The 13,583-nt window shown below is 69.7% G+C and carries 23 protein-coding genes; all 23 read right to left on the bottom strand.

All coding sequences use genetic code 11. The annotated features are described in order from the left end of the window. Positions 1–43: 43 nt before the first annotated feature. Positions 44–1,438 carry an NAD(P)(+) transhydrogenase (Re/Si-specific) subunit beta gene (locus PKE99_RS12255; RefSeq protein ID WP_425566514.1) on the bottom strand — a complete coding sequence of 465 codons (1,395 nt, stop codon included), beginning with the start codon at positions 1,436–1,438 and terminating at the stop codon, positions 44–46. Continuing rightward, positions 1,438–1,800 carry an NAD(P) transhydrogenase subunit alpha part 2 gene (locus PKE99_RS12250; RefSeq protein WP_037046539.1) on the bottom strand — a complete coding sequence of 121 codons (363 nt, stop codon included), beginning with the start codon at positions 1,798–1,800 and terminating at the stop codon, positions 1,438–1,440. The genes PKE99_RS12255 and PKE99_RS12250 overlap by 1 nt, the downstream gene beginning before the upstream one ends. Further along, positions 1,800–2,912: a Re/Si-specific NAD(P)(+) transhydrogenase subunit alpha gene (locus PKE99_RS12245; RefSeq protein WP_051737484.1), complete on the bottom strand. Its 1,113-nt coding sequence runs from the start codon at positions 2,910–2,912 to the stop codon at positions 1,800–1,802. Before PKE99_RS12245 ends, PKE99_RS12250 begins: the two co-directional genes overlap by 1 nt. A gap of 102 nt (positions 2,913–3,014) precedes the next feature. Then, the gene (gene map / locus PKE99_RS12240; RefSeq protein ID WP_037046129.1) at positions 3,015–3,839 is read right to left on the bottom strand and encodes a type I methionyl aminopeptidase; all 825 of its coding nucleotides are present in this window, start codon (positions 3,837–3,839) and stop codon (positions 3,015–3,017) included. 22 nt (positions 3,840–3,861) lie between these two features. Beyond that, positions 3,862–4,413 carry an adenylate kinase gene (locus PKE99_RS12235; RefSeq protein ID WP_037046128.1) on the bottom strand — a complete coding sequence of 184 codons (552 nt, stop codon included), beginning with the start codon at positions 4,411–4,413 and terminating at the stop codon, positions 3,862–3,864. A gap of 156 nt (positions 4,414–4,569) precedes the next feature. Next, the gene (gene secY / locus PKE99_RS12230; protein ID WP_037046126.1) at positions 4,570–5,880 is read right to left on the bottom strand and encodes a preprotein translocase subunit SecY; all 1,311 of its coding nucleotides are present in this window, start codon (positions 5,878–5,880) and stop codon (positions 4,570–4,572) included. Between the two features lie 160 nt (positions 5,881–6,040). Beyond that, a complete protein-coding gene (gene rplO / locus PKE99_RS12225; protein WP_037046125.1) occupies positions 6,041–6,490 on the bottom strand; it encodes a 50S ribosomal protein L15 in 450 nt (149 codons plus the stop codon). Continuing rightward, the gene (gene rpmD, locus PKE99_RS12220) at positions 6,490–6,678 is read right to left on the bottom strand and encodes a 50S ribosomal protein L30 (RefSeq protein WP_037046537.1); all 189 of its coding nucleotides are present in this window, start codon (positions 6,676–6,678) and stop codon (positions 6,490–6,492) included. The genes rplO and rpmD overlap by 1 nt, the downstream gene beginning before the upstream one ends. 5 nt (positions 6,679–6,683) lie before the next feature. After that, the gene (gene rpsE / locus PKE99_RS12215; protein WP_037046124.1) at positions 6,684–7,304 is read right to left on the bottom strand and encodes a 30S ribosomal protein S5; all 621 of its coding nucleotides are present in this window, start codon (positions 7,302–7,304) and stop codon (positions 6,684–6,686) included. Between the two features lie 31 nt (positions 7,305–7,335). Further along, complete coding sequence (gene rplR / locus PKE99_RS12210) at positions 7,336–7,740, bottom strand: 50S ribosomal protein L18 (protein ID WP_037046122.1); 405 nt, start codon at positions 7,738–7,740, stop codon at positions 7,336–7,338. A 3-nt stretch (positions 7,741–7,743) separates the two neighbouring features. Continuing rightward, positions 7,744–8,280: a 50S ribosomal protein L6 gene (gene rplF, locus PKE99_RS12205; RefSeq protein WP_037046120.1), complete on the bottom strand. Its 537-nt coding sequence runs from the start codon at positions 8,278–8,280 to the stop codon at positions 7,744–7,746. A gap of 15 nt (positions 8,281–8,295) precedes the next feature. After that, positions 8,296–8,694 carry a 30S ribosomal protein S8 gene (rpsH, locus tag PKE99_RS12200; RefSeq protein ID WP_037046119.1) on the bottom strand — a complete coding sequence of 133 codons (399 nt, stop codon included), beginning with the start codon at positions 8,692–8,694 and terminating at the stop codon, positions 8,296–8,298. 79 nt (positions 8,695–8,773) lie between these two features. Beyond that, entirely contained in the window at positions 8,774–8,959 is a 186-nt protein-coding gene (locus tag PKE99_RS12195; protein ID WP_037046117.1) for a type Z 30S ribosomal protein S14, read from the bottom strand. Positions 8,960–8,962: 3 nt separating this feature from the next. Beyond that, positions 8,963–9,526, bottom strand: a complete 564-nt coding sequence (gene rplE / locus PKE99_RS12190) for a 50S ribosomal protein L5 (RefSeq protein ID WP_037046112.1) — start codon at positions 9,524–9,526, stop codon at positions 8,963–8,965. Next, entirely contained in the window at positions 9,526–9,855 is a 330-nt protein-coding gene (gene rplX / locus PKE99_RS12185; RefSeq protein WP_037046110.1) for a 50S ribosomal protein L24, read from the bottom strand. The genes rplE and rplX overlap by 1 nt, the downstream gene beginning before the upstream one ends. 3 nt (positions 9,856–9,858) lie before the next feature. Further along, on the bottom strand, positions 9,859–10,227 hold the full coding sequence (gene rplN / locus PKE99_RS12180) for a 50S ribosomal protein L14 (protein WP_037046109.1): 369 nt from the start codon (positions 10,225–10,227) through the stop codon (positions 9,859–9,861). After that, positions 10,224–10,496: a 30S ribosomal protein S17 gene (gene rpsQ / locus PKE99_RS12175; protein WP_037046108.1), complete on the bottom strand. Its 273-nt coding sequence runs from the start codon at positions 10,494–10,496 to the stop codon at positions 10,224–10,226. The genes rplN and rpsQ overlap by 4 nt, the downstream gene beginning before the upstream one ends. Beyond that, positions 10,493–10,729, bottom strand: coding sequence for a 50S ribosomal protein L29 (rpmC, locus tag PKE99_RS12170; RefSeq protein ID WP_037046106.1), 237 nt, complete (start codon positions 10,727–10,729; stop codon positions 10,493–10,495). The genes rpsQ and rpmC overlap by 4 nt, the downstream gene beginning before the upstream one ends. Then, positions 10,729–11,148 carry a 50S ribosomal protein L16 gene (gene rplP / locus PKE99_RS12165; protein ID WP_037046105.1) on the bottom strand — a complete coding sequence of 140 codons (420 nt, stop codon included), beginning with the start codon at positions 11,146–11,148 and terminating at the stop codon, positions 10,729–10,731. Before rplP ends, rpmC begins: the two co-directional genes overlap by 1 nt. 3 nt (positions 11,149–11,151) lie before the next feature. Next, a complete protein-coding gene (gene rpsC, locus PKE99_RS12160) occupies positions 11,152–11,982 on the bottom strand; it encodes a 30S ribosomal protein S3 (protein WP_037046104.1) in 831 nt (276 codons plus the stop codon). Continuing rightward, on the bottom strand, positions 11,982–12,404 hold the full coding sequence (rplV, locus tag PKE99_RS12155; RefSeq protein WP_037046103.1) for a 50S ribosomal protein L22: 423 nt from the start codon (positions 12,402–12,404) through the stop codon (positions 11,982–11,984). Before rplV ends, rpsC begins: the two co-directional genes overlap by 1 nt. Before the next feature lie 40 nt (positions 12,405–12,444). Then, the gene (gene rpsS / locus PKE99_RS12150; RefSeq protein WP_037046102.1) at positions 12,445–12,726 is read right to left on the bottom strand and encodes a 30S ribosomal protein S19; all 282 of its coding nucleotides are present in this window, start codon (positions 12,724–12,726) and stop codon (positions 12,445–12,447) included. 16 nt (positions 12,727–12,742) lie between these two features. Beyond that, a complete protein-coding gene (rplB, locus tag PKE99_RS12145) occupies positions 12,743–13,576 on the bottom strand; it encodes a 50S ribosomal protein L2 (protein ID WP_037046100.1) in 834 nt (277 codons plus the stop codon). Between the last annotated feature and the right edge of the window lie 7 nt (positions 13,577–13,583).

Here is a 13,583-nt window from a genome sequence, read left to right as displayed (position 1 = left end):
CTCGCTCGTTCCCGGTGAGCGGGAGCGCCGTTCGCCGGGCAGGTCAGAGCGCCTTGAGCTCCTCGGTGACCTCCATGACGGACTTCTTCGCGTCGCCGAAGAGCATGCTGGTGCGCTCGGCGTAGAACAGCGGGTTGTCGATGCCGGCGAAGCCGCTGTTCATCGAGCGCTTGAGCACGATGACGGTGCGGGACTCGTCGACGTTGAGGATCGGCATGCCGTGGATGGGCGAGCTGGGGTCGTTGCGCGCCGCCGGGTTGGTGACGTCGTTGGCCCCGATGACGAGCGTGACGTCCGTGCGGGCGAACTCGTCGTTGATCTCGTCCATCTCCTTGAGCGCGTCGTAGGCGACGTCGGCCTCGGCCAGCAGCACGTTCATGTGCCCCGGCATGCGCCCGGCCACGGGATGGATGGCGTACTTGACCTCCACCCCCTTGGCCTCGAGCAGCTTGGCCATGTCCTTGACCGCGTGCTGGGCCTGCGCGACCGCCATCCCGTAGCCCGGCACCACGATCACCTGCGAGGCGTAGGCCATCTGGATCGCCGCGTCCGACGCCGAGGTCGACTTCACGGTCCGCTCCACGCCGTCGTCCGACGCCGCCACGCCCGTGCCGCCGAACCCGCCGGCCACGATGGCCGGGATCGTCCGGTTCATCGCCACGGCCATCTGGTTGGTCAGGATCGAACCGGACGCGCCGACGATCATGCCGGCGACGATCATCGCCGTGTTGTCCAGCGCGAGACCGGCGGCCGCGGCCGAGAGCCCGGTCAGGGCGTTGAGCAGCGAGATCACCACGGGCATGTCCGCGCCGCCGATCGGCAGCACCACCATCACCCCGAGCACCGCCGCCAGCAGCAGGACCAGCACGATCCACAGCTCCGACGCCCCGCCCAGCCCGGCGACCACGGCGCAGACGACCGCCGCGACCAGCAGCAGCACGTTGACCGCCTGCTGCGCCCTGCCCAGCCCCATCGGCCGGCCCGGCAGGATCTCCTGCAGCTTGCCGAACGCGATCAGCGAGCCCCAGAACGACACCGACCCCACGATCGCCGCGAACAGCGAGGCGACGACGACGTAGGTCGCGGTGTCGAGGAAGCCGCCGGACGTGCGGAACTCCGACCAGGCGATGAGCGCGACCGCCCCGCCGCCGACGCCGTTGAACAGCGCCACCATCTGCGGCATCGCGGTCATCTTCACCTGCCGCGCCGACGGCACGCCCAGCGCCGCGCCCACGACCAGGCCGACCACGATCAGGATCCAGTTGTGGTGCACCCGCAGCAGCGTCGCGACGACCGCGATCAGCATGCCGACAGCGGCGATCTTGTTGCCGCGCACCGCCGTCTTCGGCCCGGTCAGGCCCATCAGGCCGTAGATGAACAGCGCGAACGCGACGATGTAGAGGATCGGGACGAGGACGTCCAGGACCGCGGCGTCCATCAGCGCTGCACCTGACCGTCCGCGCTCTGCTCCGCGTCGGCGCTGACCTTCTCGGCGCTGACCTTCTCGGCAGGCTTGGCCTTGAACATGCCCAGCATGCGGTCGGTGACCAGGAAGCCACCGACGACGTTGATCGTGCCGAAGGCGATCGCGACGACGAGGATGATCGCGTCGAGCACCGACGGGTTCTCCAGCTCACCGAGCACGATCAGCCCGCCGAGCAGCACGATCCCGTGGATCGCGTTCGTGCCGGACATCAGCGGCGTGTGCAGCGTGTTCGGCACCTTCGAGATGACCGCGAACCCGACGAACCCGGCCAGCACCAGGATCGCGATGTTCGCCAGCAGGGACCCGCTCTGCATCACTCCGCCTCTCGCGTCACGCAGGACTTCGCCAGGACCTCGTCCGACCAGTCCGGCGCCACGGCGCCGCCGTCGTCGAGCATGAGTTCGAGCAGGGCCGAGACGTTGCGGGCGTAGAGCTCCGACGCGTGCTCGGGCATCCCGGCGGGCAGGTTCAGCGGCGAGGCGACGGTGACGTCGTGCTTGACGACGACCTCGCCCGGCTCGGTCAGCTCGCAGTTGCCGCCGGTCTCCCCCGCCAGGTCGACGACGACGCTGCCCGGCTTCATCCCCTCCACGGCCTTCGCGGTGACCAGGGTCGGAGCCTTGCGCCCGGGCACCAGCGCCGTGGTGATCACGACGTCGAACCCGGTGATGGCCTCCTCGAGGCGCTTCTGCTGATCGGCCCGCTCGTCCTCCGTCAGCTCCCGGGCGTAGCCGCCCTCGCCGGCTGCGTCAATGCCGAGGTCCAGCCACTGCGCGCCCAGCGAACGCACCTGGTCGGCCACCTCGGGCCGCACGTCGTAGCCGGTCGTGCGGGCGCCGAGCCGCTTCGCGGTGGCCAACGCCTGCAGCCCCGCCACGCCCACGCCGAGCACCAGGGCGGTCGCGGGCTTCACCGTGCCGGCCGCGGTGGTGAGCATCGGGAAGAACCGCGTCGAGCGCTCCGCCGCGAGCAGCACCGCCTTGTACCCGGCCACGTTCGCCTGCGAGGACAGCGCGTCCATCGACTGCGCCCGCGAGATCCGCGGGACCGACTCCATCGCGAACGCCGTGACCCCGGCGTCGCGCAGCGCGGAGGTCGTGTCCGGCGACGTCAGCGGGGCCAGGAAGCCGATCAGCGTGGCCCCCGAGCGGAGCCTGCCGATCTCCTCCGCGGTCGGCGGGGCCACCTTCACCACCACGTCGCACGACCACGGATCGCCGACCGTCGCGCCCGCGTCGACGTACAGCTGGTCCGGGATCAGGGCACCGAGGCCGGCGCCCGACTCGACGACCACGGACACGTTCTTCGACCGGAGCCGTTCCACGACCTTCGGCACCAGCGCGACGCGACGCTCGCCGGAGCCCGACTCGCGGGGCACGCCCACGGTCGCTCCCGGAGGCCGCTGCGCTGCGGCATCAGCACTCATGCGTGGAACGTAGACCAGCCGGGCGCCGGGAGGCCCTCTCCGGATCAATCCGAGACCCTGCCCGACCGGGCGGTACCCGCCGGGCGGGGACCGCGGGACCGGTCAGCCGGGGAGTGTGAGGACGGAATGCCCGTCCTCGGTGACGGCGACGGTGTGCTCCCAGTGCACGGCCCGCCCGCCGTTCGCGGTGACGACGGTCCAGCCGTCCTCGAGCTCGTGGGTCTCGGGGTCGCCCCCGGTGAGCATCGGCTCGATCGCCAGGGCCATGCCGGGGCGCAGCTTCGGGCCGTGCCCGGGCTCGCCGTGGTTGGGCAGGAACGGGTCCATGTGCATCGACGTGCCGATGCCGTGGCCGCCGTACTCGGCGACGATCCCGTAGTCCGCCCGGTCCGCGATCGCGGCGGCGCGGCAGGCCTCCTGGATCGCGTACGAGATGTCGGTGAGCCGGGCCCCCGGGCGCACGGCCTCGATCCCCGCCCACATCGCGCCCTCGCACGCCTTCGACAGCGCGAGGTCCGCGGCGGCCACCTCCCCGACGGCCAGCGTGACGGCGGAGTCGCCGTGCCAGCCGTCGAGGATCGCGCCGCAGTCCACGGAGACCAGGTCCCCGTCGGCCAGCACCTGGGCCGACGACGGGATGCCGTGGACGATCTGCTCGTTCACCGACGCGCAGATGCTCGCCGGGAACCCGTGGTAGCCCTTGAAGGAGGGGACGGCGCCGGCGTCCCGGATGACCTGCTCGGCCAGCGCGTCCAGCTCCGCCGTGGAGACCCCCGGCTTGGCGAGGTCGGCGACCGCCGCCAGCGCGGCGGCCACCACGGCCCCCGCCGCCCGCATGGCCTCGATCTCGGCCGGGCTCTTGAGCTCGATGTCGCGCCCCCGAAGCCGTGCGATCGCGCCGCGCACGCCGCCCTTCCTGCCGGTCATGCGGGCCTCCTGTCGATGGGTGCTACTTGCGTGCCTCGAGTGCGGTGGTCACCCGGTCCGTGATCTCGGGGACCTCACCGACGGCGTCGACGGTGACGAGCCGGTCGGCGTAGTACCGCAGCAGCGGCGCCGTCTCGTCCCGGTACACCTGCTGGCGGTTGCGGATGACCTCTTCGTTGTCGTCCGACCGGCCGCGGCCGAGCAGCCGCTGCACGACGACCTCGTCGTCCACCTGGAACTCGACGACGGCGTCGAGCTCGACACCGTACTCGGCCAGGATCCCGGCCAGCGCGTCCGCCTGCGGGACGGTCCGCGGGAAGCCGTCGAGGATGAAGCCCTTCGCGGCGTCGGGGTCCGCGAGGCGGTCCTTCACCATCGCGACGGTGACCGAGTCCGGCACGAGGTTGCCGGCGTCCATGTACGACCTGGCCTCGAGGCCGAGCGGCGTCTCGTCCTTCAGGTTCGCCCGGAACAGGTCTCCGGTCGAGATGTGGGGGACGTCCAGCTGCTGGGCCAGGCGCTCGGCCTGGGTCCCCTTACCCGCACCCGGCGGACCGACAAGAACGAGTCGCACTTGGAACCCGACCTCCCTGCTCTCTTCTGCTCTGCCGCCTGCTCTGGCGACGAACGAGGTGATCCTCGACGGGACCGTCGGGCTCGAGGGCCCGGTCGCCGAGGCGTCGATACTGCATCTTCGACGGCCCGTCGAACAAGGCCCTCTACCCCGACTCTAACGCAGGAAACCTTCGTAGTTCCGCTGCATCAGCTGGCTCTCGATCTGCTTCACGGTGTCCAGCCCGACCCCGACCATGATCAGTACGGCGGTGCCGCCGAAGGGGAAGTTCTGGTTCTGCCCGCTGCCCGTGACGCCGAGGAAGAAGTTCGGCAGGACGGCGATGATGCCCAGGTAGAGCGATCCGGGGAGGGTGATGCGGCTGAGCACGAAGTTCAGGTACTCGGCGGTCGGCCGGCCCGGCCGGATGCCCGGGATGAAGCCGCCGAACTTCTTCATCTCGTCGGCCCGCTCCTCCGGGTTGAAGGTGATGCCGACGTAGAAGTAGGTGAAGAAGATGATGAGCGCCACGTACAGGGTGATGTGCAGCCAGTTGGACTGGTCGACCAGGTAGGTCTGGACGAACTGCTGGAAGGCGCCGCCCTCGTTGCCGAGCAGCCGGGACACCAGGTCCGGCAGGTACAGCAGCGAGCTGCCGAAGATCACCGGGATGACGCCGGCCTGGTTCACCTTGAGCGGCAGGTACGTCGACGTGCCGCCGTACATCCGGCGCCCGACCATCCGCTTGGCGTACTGCACCGGGATCCGGCGCTGGCCCTGCTCGACGAACACGACGCTGACGATGATCGCCAGGCCGAACACGCAGACGGCCGCGAAGGCCAGCGGGCCGGCGTTGTCGAGGATGTTCTTGCCCTCGGCGGGGATGCGGTGCGCGATCGAGGCGAAGATCAGCAACGACATGCCGTTGCCGATGCCCTTCTCCGTGACCTGCTCACCCAGCCACATGACGACCGCGGTGCCCGCGGTCATGACGATGACGATGATCGACAGCGAGAAGACGTTGGAGTCCGGGATGATCGGCCGGTCGCAGTTGCCGAGCAACGCGCCGCGGTCCGCCAGCGCCACGATCCCGGTGGCCTGCAGGATCGCCAGCGCGATCGTGAGGTAGCGGGTGTACTGCGTGAGCTTGGCCTGCCCGGACTGGCCCTCCTTCTTCAGCACCTCGAACCGCGGGATGACCACGGTGAGCAGCTGGATGATGATCGACGCCGTGATGTACGGCATGATCCCGAGGGCCAGGATCGACAGCTGCAGGAGCGCGCCGCCGGAGAACAGGTTGATGAGCGAGTAGATGCCCGCGTTGTCGCTGCCCTCGACCTGCCGGATGCACTCCTGCACGTTCGGGTAGGACACGCCGGGCGACGGGATGTTCGCCCCGAGCCGGTAGACGGCCACGACCCCGAGGGTGAAGAGGATCTTCTTCCGGAGATCCGGGGTCGTGAGGGCCGCCCGGAAAGCGCTGAGCACCTCGGTGATCCTCCTGGTCTGCTGCCCGCACGGTCCGTGCGTCGCGACGCACCTGGGCGAAAGACGACTCTAACAGCGACGACGCCGCCCGCTCGGCCGCCCCTCGACGGGGGCGGGCCGCTCGGACGGCGTCGCCGGGTGAAGCCCTGTCTGGGACAGGTCAGAGCTCGGTGGCGGTGCCACCCGCGGCCGCGATCTTCTCCTTGGCGGAGCCGGAGAAGGCGTGGGCGCTGACGGTGAGCGTGACACCGTCGAGGTCCCCGTTGCCGAGGACCTTGACCGGCTGGCCCTTGCGGACCGCACCGGCCTCGGCGAGCTCGGCCGGGCCGACCTCGCCGCCCTGCGGGAAGAGGGCCGCCAGGTCGCCGACGTTCACGACCTGGTACTCGGTCCGGAACCGGTTCTTGAAGCCCTTGAGCTTGGGCAGCCGCATGTGCAGCGGCATCTGCCCGCCCTCGAAGGCCGGGGACACGGTCTTCCGGGCCTTGGTGCCCTTGGTACCGCGACCGGCGGTCTTGCCCTTGCTGCCCTCACCGCGACCGACGCGGGTCTTGGCGGTCTTGGCGCCGGGCGCCGGGCGCAGGTGGTGAACCTTGATCGTCTCGCTCATCAGGACACCTCCTCCACGGTCACGAGGTGACGCACGGTGTTGACGAGCCCGCGGACCTGCTGCGTGTCCGGCCACTCCTGGGACTGGCGGATCTTGCGCAGGCCGAGGGCCTTCAGCGACTCACGCTGGTTGCGCTGCCCGCCGATGGCGGACTTCACCTGCGTGATCCTCAGCTTCTTGTCGGCCATGACGCTCACACCCTCGCAGCCTGGGCGGCCTCGGCGCGGGCACGGAGCATCGACGCGGGCGCGACGTCCTCGAGGGGCAGGCCACGGCGGGCCGCGACCTCCTCGGGCCGCTGGATCTGCTTCAGCGCGTCCACCGTGGCGTGCACGATGTTGATCGCGTTGTCGCTACCCAGCGACTTCGACAGGATGTCGTGGATGCCGGCGCACTCCAGGACGGCGCGCACCGGGCCACCGGCGATGACACCGGTACCGGGGCTGGCCGGGCGGAGCAGGACCACGCCCGCGGCCGCCTCACCCTGGACGCGGTGCACGATCGTGCCGCCGATGCGGGGGACGCGGAAGAAGTTCTTCTTCGCCTCCTCGACACCCTTGGCGATCGCGGCCGGCACCTCCTTGGCCTTGCCGTAGCCCACGCCGACCAGGCCGTCGCCGTCGCCGACGATCATGAGGGCGGTGAAGCTGAAGCGACGACCACCCTTCACGACCTTGGCCACGCGGTTGATCGTGACGAGTCGCTCGATGTACGGGGTCTTGTCCTGGGCCGCCCCGCCACGGCCACCGTCGCGGCGGTCCCGGCGGTCGTTACCGCCCGGGCCACCGCCTTCGCGCCGCGTACGTCCCGGCATCAGACGGTCCCTTCCATCATGTTGGTGTTCATCAGAACTTCAGGCCTCCCTCGCGGGCGGCGTCGGCCAGCGCCGCGATCCGGCCGTGGTAGCCGAAGCCACCGTGGTCGAACACGACGGCCTCGACACCGGCGGCCTTGGCCCGGTCGGCGATGAGCTCGCCGACCTTGGCGGCCTTGGCCTTCTTGTCGCCCTCGACCGAGCGCACGTCCGCGTCGAGCGACGAGGCGGCGGCCAGCGTGTGGCCCGCGACGTCGTCGATCAGCTGCACGTGCAGGTGGCGCGAGGAGCGCTTGACGGCCAGCCGCGGACGCGCCGGCGTCCCGCTGATCTTCTTGCGCAGCCGGGCGTGCCGGCGGGCCAGCCCCTTGCGGCGGGTGGCGGACACCCGCGAGGCGGTGCGCTTCTTCGCGTTCGCAGAAATCGTGTCGGCCATGGCTTACTTACCCGTCTTCCCGACCTTGCGGCGGACGTTCTCGCCGGCGTACCGCACGCCCTTGCCCTTGTAGGGCTCCGGCTTGCGGATCTTGCGGATGTTCGCCGCGGTCTCGCCCACCAGCTGCTTGTCGATGCCGCTCACCGAGAACTTGGTGGGCGACTCGACGGCGAAGGTGATGCCCTCCGGCGGCTGGATGACGACGGGGTGGCTGAACCCGAGGGCGAACTCCAGGTTCGAGCCCTTGAGCGCGACGCGGTAACCGACACCGACGATCTCGAGCTTCTTCTCGTAGCCCTTGGTGACGCCCTCGACGAGGTTGCTCACCAGGGTGCGGGACAGGCCGTGGTAGGCCTTGGTCTTCCGCTCGTCGTCCGGCCGCTCGACCGAGACGACGCCGTCGTTCAGCGCGACCGTGATCGGCGCGATGACGGTGTGCGACAGGGTGCCCTTGGGCCCCTTGACGGTGACCGTGCGGCCCTCGATGGTCACGTCGACGCCGGACGGCACGGTGATCGGCAGCTTCCCGATGCGGGACATCGCTCTACTCCCTTCTCACCAGACGTAGGCGAGGACTTCCCCGCCCACGCCGCTCCGGTAGGCCTGCTTGTCCGTGAGGAGGCCCTGGCTCGTCGAGATGATCGCGATGCCCAGGCCGCCGAGAACGCGCGGCAGGTTGGTCGACTTCGCGTAGACCCGCAGGCCCGGCTTCGAGACCCGGCGCAGGCCCGCGACGCTGCGCTCGCGGTTGCGCCCGTACTTCAGCTCGATCACCAGGGACTTGCCGACCTCGGCGTCCTCGGTGTGGTGGCTCGCGATGTAGCCCTCCTTCTGCAGGATCTCCGCAATGGCGACCTTCAGCTTGGAGTGCGGCATCACGACCTGGTCGTGATAGGCCGAGTTCGCGTTCCGCAGACGCGTGAGCATGTCTGCGATCGGATCGGTCATCGTCATGGTGTGGTGTCTCTTTCCCGCCGTGGTTCCCCCCGTGACTCACGGGGGGCCTGCGGCGAACGAAACGACAGCTGAGTGATTACCAGCTGCTCTTGCTGACGCCCGGCAGCTCGCCGGCGTGTGCCATCTCGCGGACGCACACGCGGCAGAGGCCGAACTTGCGCAGGACCGCGCGCGGACGCCCGCACTTCTGGCAGCGGGTGTAGCCGCGGACCTTGAACTTGGGGGTCTTCTCCGCCTTGATGCGAAGCGCCTTCTTCGCCATCTCTCAGTTCTCCTTGAAGGGGAAGCCGAGCTGGCGCAGGAGCGCCCGGCCTTCCTCGTCCGTGGTCGCGGTGGTCACGACGGTGATGTCCATGCCACGCGGCCGGTCGATCGAGTCCGGGTCGATCTCGTGGAACATGGACTGCTCCGTGAGACCGAACGTGTAGTTGCCCCGCCCGTCGAACTGGTTCGGCGAGAGGCCGCGGAAGTCGCGGATACGCGGCAGCGCGATCGTCAGCAGCCGGTCCAGGAACTCCCACATCCGGTCGTTGCGCAGGGTGACCTTCGCGCCGATCGGCATGCCCTCGCGCAGCTTGAACTGCGCGATGGACTTGGTGGCCCGCCGGACCTGCGGCTTCTGGCCGGTGATGGTGGCCAGGTCCCGCACGGCGCCGTCGATCAGCTTCGAGTCACGGGCGGCGTCGCCGACGCCCATGTTCACGACGACCTTCACGACGCCGGGGATCTGCATGACGTTGCCGTAGGAGAACTGCTTCTGCAGCTCGCCCTTGATCTCGTCGACGTAGCGCTGCTTGAGGCGCGGGTTGACCTTCTCCGTGGTGGTCATCAGATCTCCTTCCCGGACTTGCGGGAGATCCGGACGCGTCTGGCCTTGCCGCCGTCCTCGGACTCGACGAGCTTCTTGCCGACACGGGTCGGCTTCCCGTCGGAGTCGACGACCATCACGTTCGAGACGTGGATGGGCGCCTCCTGGGTGACGATCCCGCCGGACTGCGCGCCCCGCTGGTTCTGGCTCACCCGCGTGTGCTTCTTGATACGGTTCACGCCCTCGACGAGGACGCGGTCGCGGTCCGGGTAGGCCTGGATGACCTTGCCCTTCGCGCCCTTGTCCTTGCCGGCGATGACGAGGACCGTGTCGCCCTTCTTGACCTTCATGCTCTACAGCACCTCCGGGGCGAGGGAGATGATCTTCATGAACCGGCGGTCACGGAGCTCGCGGCCGACCGGGCCGAAGATACGGGTCCCCCGCGGCTCACCGTTGTCCTTGATCAGGACGGCGGCGTTCTCGTCGAACCGGATGTAGCTGCCGTCCGGGCGGCGCTTCTCCTTGACCGTGCGCACGATGACCGCCTTGACGACGTCACCGCGCTTCACGCCGGCCGCGGGGATGGCCTCCTTGACGGTGGCGACGATGGTGTCGCCGATCCCCGCGTAGCGTCGCGCCGAACCGCCCAGCACCCGGATGCACAGGATCTCCTTGGCACCGGTGTTGTCGGCGACGCGCAGCCGCGACTCCTGCTGGATCACTTCGCCTTCTCCAGGATCTCGACCAGCCGCCACCGCTTGGTGGCGGACAGCGGCCGGGTCTCCATCAGCCGGACGCGGTCGCCGACGCCGGCCGTGTTGGCCTCGTCGTGCGCCTTGACCTTGCTGGTCCGCCGGATGACCTTGCCGTACAGCGGGTGCTTCACGCGGTCCTCGAGGGTGACCACGATGGTCTTGTCCATCTTGTCGGACACGACCAGGCCCTCGCGGACCTTCCGCTCCCCGCGCTGCTCCTGAGTCTTCTCGCTCATGCCGCGCCCTCGTTGTCGCTCGGGGCGGCCGAGAGGCCCAGCTCGCGCTCGCGCATGACCGTGTAGATCCGCGCGATGTCGTGCCGGACGGTACGCAGCCGCCGGTTGTTGTCCAGCTGCCCGGTCGCCATCTGGAAGCGGAGGTTGAACAGCTCCTCCTTGGCCTCCTTGACCCGCAGCACGAGCTCCTCGTCGGTCAGCTCACGCAGCTCGGCAGCAGTGGTGGCCGCCATCAGATGTCACCACCCTCACGGGTCACGATCCGGCACTTCATGGGCAGCTTGTGGATGGCGCGGCGCAGGGCCTCCCGCGCGAGAGCCTCGTTCGGGTAGCTCATCTCGAAGAGCACCCGGCCGGGCTTGACGTTGGTCACCCACTTCTCGGGGGAGCCCTTACCGGAACCCATGCGGGTCTCGGCGGGCTTCTTGGTCAGCGGACGGTCCGGGAAGACGTTGATCCAGACCTTGCCACCACGCTTGATGTGCCGGTTGATCGCGATACGCGCCGACTCGATCTGGCGGTTGGTGACGTAGGCGGGCTCCAGCGCCTGGATCCCGAACTCGCCGAACGTGACCCGGGTGCCACCGGTCGACATCCCCGTCCGGTGCGGACGGTGCTGCTTGCGGTGCTTCACCTTGCGGGGGATCAGCATGGCTCAGTTCTCCCCGTTGCTCGAGGCCGGGGCCTCCGACGGCGCAGCGGTCGCGGTGGCGGTGCCACCCGACTGCTCGGCAGCCGCACGCCCGGCGTCGGTGCTGGTCGCGGTCGTGCCCGAGGCTCCGGATCGACGGCGGGCCGGACGCTCGCGACGCGGTCCGCGGCCCGGCGCCTCGGCGGCGGGGGCGTTCTCGCGGCGGCCGCCGACGACGTCGCCCTTGTAGATCCAGACCTTCACGCCGATGCGGCCGAAGGTCGTCCGGGCCTCGAACAGGCCGTAGTCGATGTCCGCGCGCAGCGTGTGCAGCGGGACGCGACCCTCGCGGTAGAACTCGGAGCGCGACATCTCCGCGCCGCCGAGGCGGCCGGAGCACTGCACCCGGATGCCCTTCACCTGCGGCGAGCGCATGGCCGACTGGATGGCCTTGCGCATCGCGCGGCGGAAGGCCACGCGGTTGGACAGCTGCTCGGCGACGCCCTGCGCCACGAGCTGTGCGTCCGACTCGGAGTTCTTGACCTCGAGGATGTTGAGCTGGACCTGCTTCTTGGTCAGCTTCTCGAGGTTGCCGCGGATGCGGTCGGCCTCGGCGCCGCGCCGGCCGATCACGATGCCCGGGCGGGCGGTGTGGATGTCCACCCGCACACGGTCCCGGGTCCGCTCGATCTCGACCTTGGAGATGCCGGCCCGCTCCATGCCCTTGGAGAGCATGCGGCGGATCTCGACGTCCTCCTTCACGTACTCCGCGTACTGCTTGTCGGCGTACCAGCGCGACTTCCAGTCCGTGGTGATGCCCAGGCGGAAGCCGTGCGGGTTGATCTTCTGCCCCATCAGCGGGCCCTCCCCTTCGCACCACGGGAACGGCCGGCCTTCGCGGGCGCGGACTCGACCTCGATGGTGATGTGGCTCGTCCGCTTGCGGATCCGGTACGCGCGGCCCTGGGCCCGCGGCCGGATGCGCTTGAGCGTCGGCCCCTCGTCGACCATGGCGACGGCGACCACGAGGGTCTCCGGGTCCATGTCGAAGTTGTTCTCGGCGTTGGCCGCGGCGCTCGCCACGACCTTCGCCACCGGCTCCGCGGCGGCCTGCGGCGAGTACCGCAGGATCGCCAGCGCCTCGTTCACCGGCAGGCCGCGGACCAGGTCCACGACACGACGGCACTTGGTCGGCGACATCCGCACGAACCGGGCCTTCGCGAGCGCACGAGCGGGCTCGAGCGCGGCGTCGGCGGTGCTGCTGGCTGTGTCAGCCATGCTGTTTCTCCACCTCTCCTTGGTCGCTACTCGGTCCGCCTCAGCGCCTGCGCGCCTTGCGGTCGTCCCTGATGTGGCCACGGAACGTGCGGGTGGGAGCGAACTCCCCCAGCTTGTGGCCGACCATCGAGTCGGACACGAACACCGGCACGTGCTTGCGGCCGTCGTGCACCGCGATCGTGTGGCCGATCATGTCCGGGATGATGGTGGACCGTCGGGACCAGGTCCGGATGACGGTCTTCTTGCCGGACTCGTTGAGGGCGTCCACCTTCTTGAGCAGGTGGTCGTCCACGAACGGGCCCTTCTTCAGGCTGCGCGGCATGTCTTAACCTCCCTGCTCAGCGCTTCTTGCCGGTACGACGCCGGCGGACGATCAACTTGTCGGACGGCTTGGTGCGGCGGGTGCGGCCCTCGGGCTTGCCCGCGGGGTTGACCGGGTGGCGGCCACCGGAGGTCTTCCCCTCACCACCACCGTGCGGGTGGTCGACCGGGTTCATGGCGACACCGCGGACGGTCGGGCGCTTGCCCTTCCACCGCATGCGGCCGGCCTTGCCCCAGTTGATGTTGGAGTGCTCGGCGTTGCCCACCTCGCCGACGGTGGCGCGGCAGCGCACGTCGACGTTGCGGATCTCGCCGGACGGCATGCGCAACTGCGCGTACGGGCCGTCCTTCGCCACCAGCTGCACGCTCGACCCGGCGGAGCGGGCGATCTTCGCGCCGCCACCGGGGCGGAGCTCGATCGCGTGCACCACGGTGCCGGTCGGGATGTTGCGCAGCGGCAGGTTGTTGCCGACCTTGATGTCGGCCTTCGGGCCGGCCTCGACCTTGTCGCCCTGCTTGAGCCGCGCCGGCGCGATGATGTAGCGCTTCTCGCCGTCGGCGTAGTGCAGCAGCGCGATGCGGGACGTCCGGTTGGGGTCGTACTCGATGTGCGCGACCTTGGCCGGGATGCCGTCCTTGTCGTTCCGCCGGAAGTCGATCAAGCGGTACGCGCGCTTGTGGCCGCCGCCCTGGTGGCGGGTGGTGACCTTGCCGTGCGCGTTGCGGCCGCCCTTGCCGTGCAGCGGACGGATCAGGGACTTCTCCGGGGTGTCGCGGGTGATCTCCGCGAAGTCGGAGACGCTGGAACCGCGGCGGCCGGGAGTCGTCGGCTTGTACTTACGGATACCCATGGGTCAG

This window comes from Pseudonocardia halophobica (genome assembly GCF_027922425.1).
Lineage (GTDB): Bacteria > Actinomycetota > Actinomycetes > Mycobacteriales > Pseudonocardiaceae > Pseudonocardia > Pseudonocardia halophobica.
The sequence above is the reverse complement of the archived record's forward strand: the minus strand, read 5'-3'. Positions and strand labels throughout refer to the sequence as shown.

Coding starts and splice junctions, on each gene's coding strand:
- PKE99_RS12255 (WP_425566514.1), bottom strand. CDS start 1,438: ATGGACGCCGCGGTCCTGGACGTCCTCGTCCCGATCCTCTACATCGTC.
- PKE99_RS12250 (WP_037046539.1), bottom strand. CDS start 1,800: ATGCAGAGCGGGTCCCTGCTGGCGAACATCGCGATCCTGGTGCTGGCC.
- rplX (WP_037046110.1), bottom strand. CDS start 9,855: ATGAAGGTCAAGAAGGGCGACACGGTCCTCGTCATCGCCGGCAAGGAC.
- PKE99_RS12245 (WP_051737484.1), bottom strand. CDS start 2,912: ATGAGTGCTGATGCCGCAGCGCAGCGGCCTCCGGGAGCGACCGTGGGC.
- rpsQ (WP_037046108.1), bottom strand. CDS start 10,496: ATGAGCGAGAAGACTCAGGAGCAGCGCGGGGAGCGGAAGGTCCGCGAG.
- rpmC (WP_037046106.1), bottom strand. CDS start 10,729: ATGGCGGCCACCACTGCTGCCGAGCTGCGTGAGCTGACCGACGAGGAG.
- rplP (WP_037046105.1), bottom strand. CDS start 11,148: ATGCTGATCCCCCGCAAGGTGAAGCACCGCAAGCAGCACCGTCCGCAC.
- PKE99_RS12195 (WP_037046117.1), bottom strand. CDS start 8,959: ATGGCGAAGAAGGCGCTTCGCATCAAGGCGGAGAAGACCCCCAAGTTC.
- map (WP_037046129.1), bottom strand. CDS start 3,839: ATGACCGGCAGGAAGGGCGGCGTGCGCGGCGCGATCGCACGGCTTCGG.
- rplE (WP_037046112.1), bottom strand. CDS start 9,526: ATGACCACCACGGAGAAGGTCAACCCGCGCCTCAAGCAGCGCTACGTC.
- rplF (WP_037046120.1), bottom strand. CDS start 8,280: ATGTCCCGCATCGGGAAGCTGCCGATCACCGTGCCGTCCGGCGTCGAC.
- rpsE (WP_037046124.1), bottom strand. CDS start 7,304: ATGCCGGGACGTACGCGGCGCGAAGGCGGTGGCCCGGGCGGTAACGAC.
- rplV (WP_037046103.1), bottom strand. CDS start 12,404: ATGGCTGACACAGCCAGCAGCACCGCCGACGCCGCGCTCGAGCCCGCT.
- rplR (WP_037046122.1), bottom strand. CDS start 7,740: ATGGCCGACACGATTTCTGCGAACGCGAAGAAGCGCACCGCCTCGCGG.
- rplO (WP_037046125.1), bottom strand. CDS start 6,490: ATGAGCGAGACGATCAAGGTTCACCACCTGCGCCCGGCGCCCGGCGCC.
- rpsS (WP_037046102.1), bottom strand. CDS start 12,726: ATGCCGCGCAGCCTGAAGAAGGGCCCGTTCGTGGACGACCACCTGCTC.
- rplB (WP_037046100.1), bottom strand. CDS start 13,576: ATGGGTATCCGTAAGTACAAGCCGACGACTCCCGGCCGCCGCGGTTCC.
- rpmD (WP_037046537.1), bottom strand. CDS start 6,678: ATGGCCGACAAGAAGCTGAGGATCACGCAGGTGAAGTCCGCCATCGGC.
- rpsC (WP_037046104.1), bottom strand. CDS start 11,982: ATGGGGCAGAAGATCAACCCGCACGGCTTCCGCCTGGGCATCACCACG.
- rpsH (WP_037046119.1), bottom strand. CDS start 8,694: ATGACGATGACCGATCCGATCGCAGACATGCTCACGCGTCTGCGGAAC.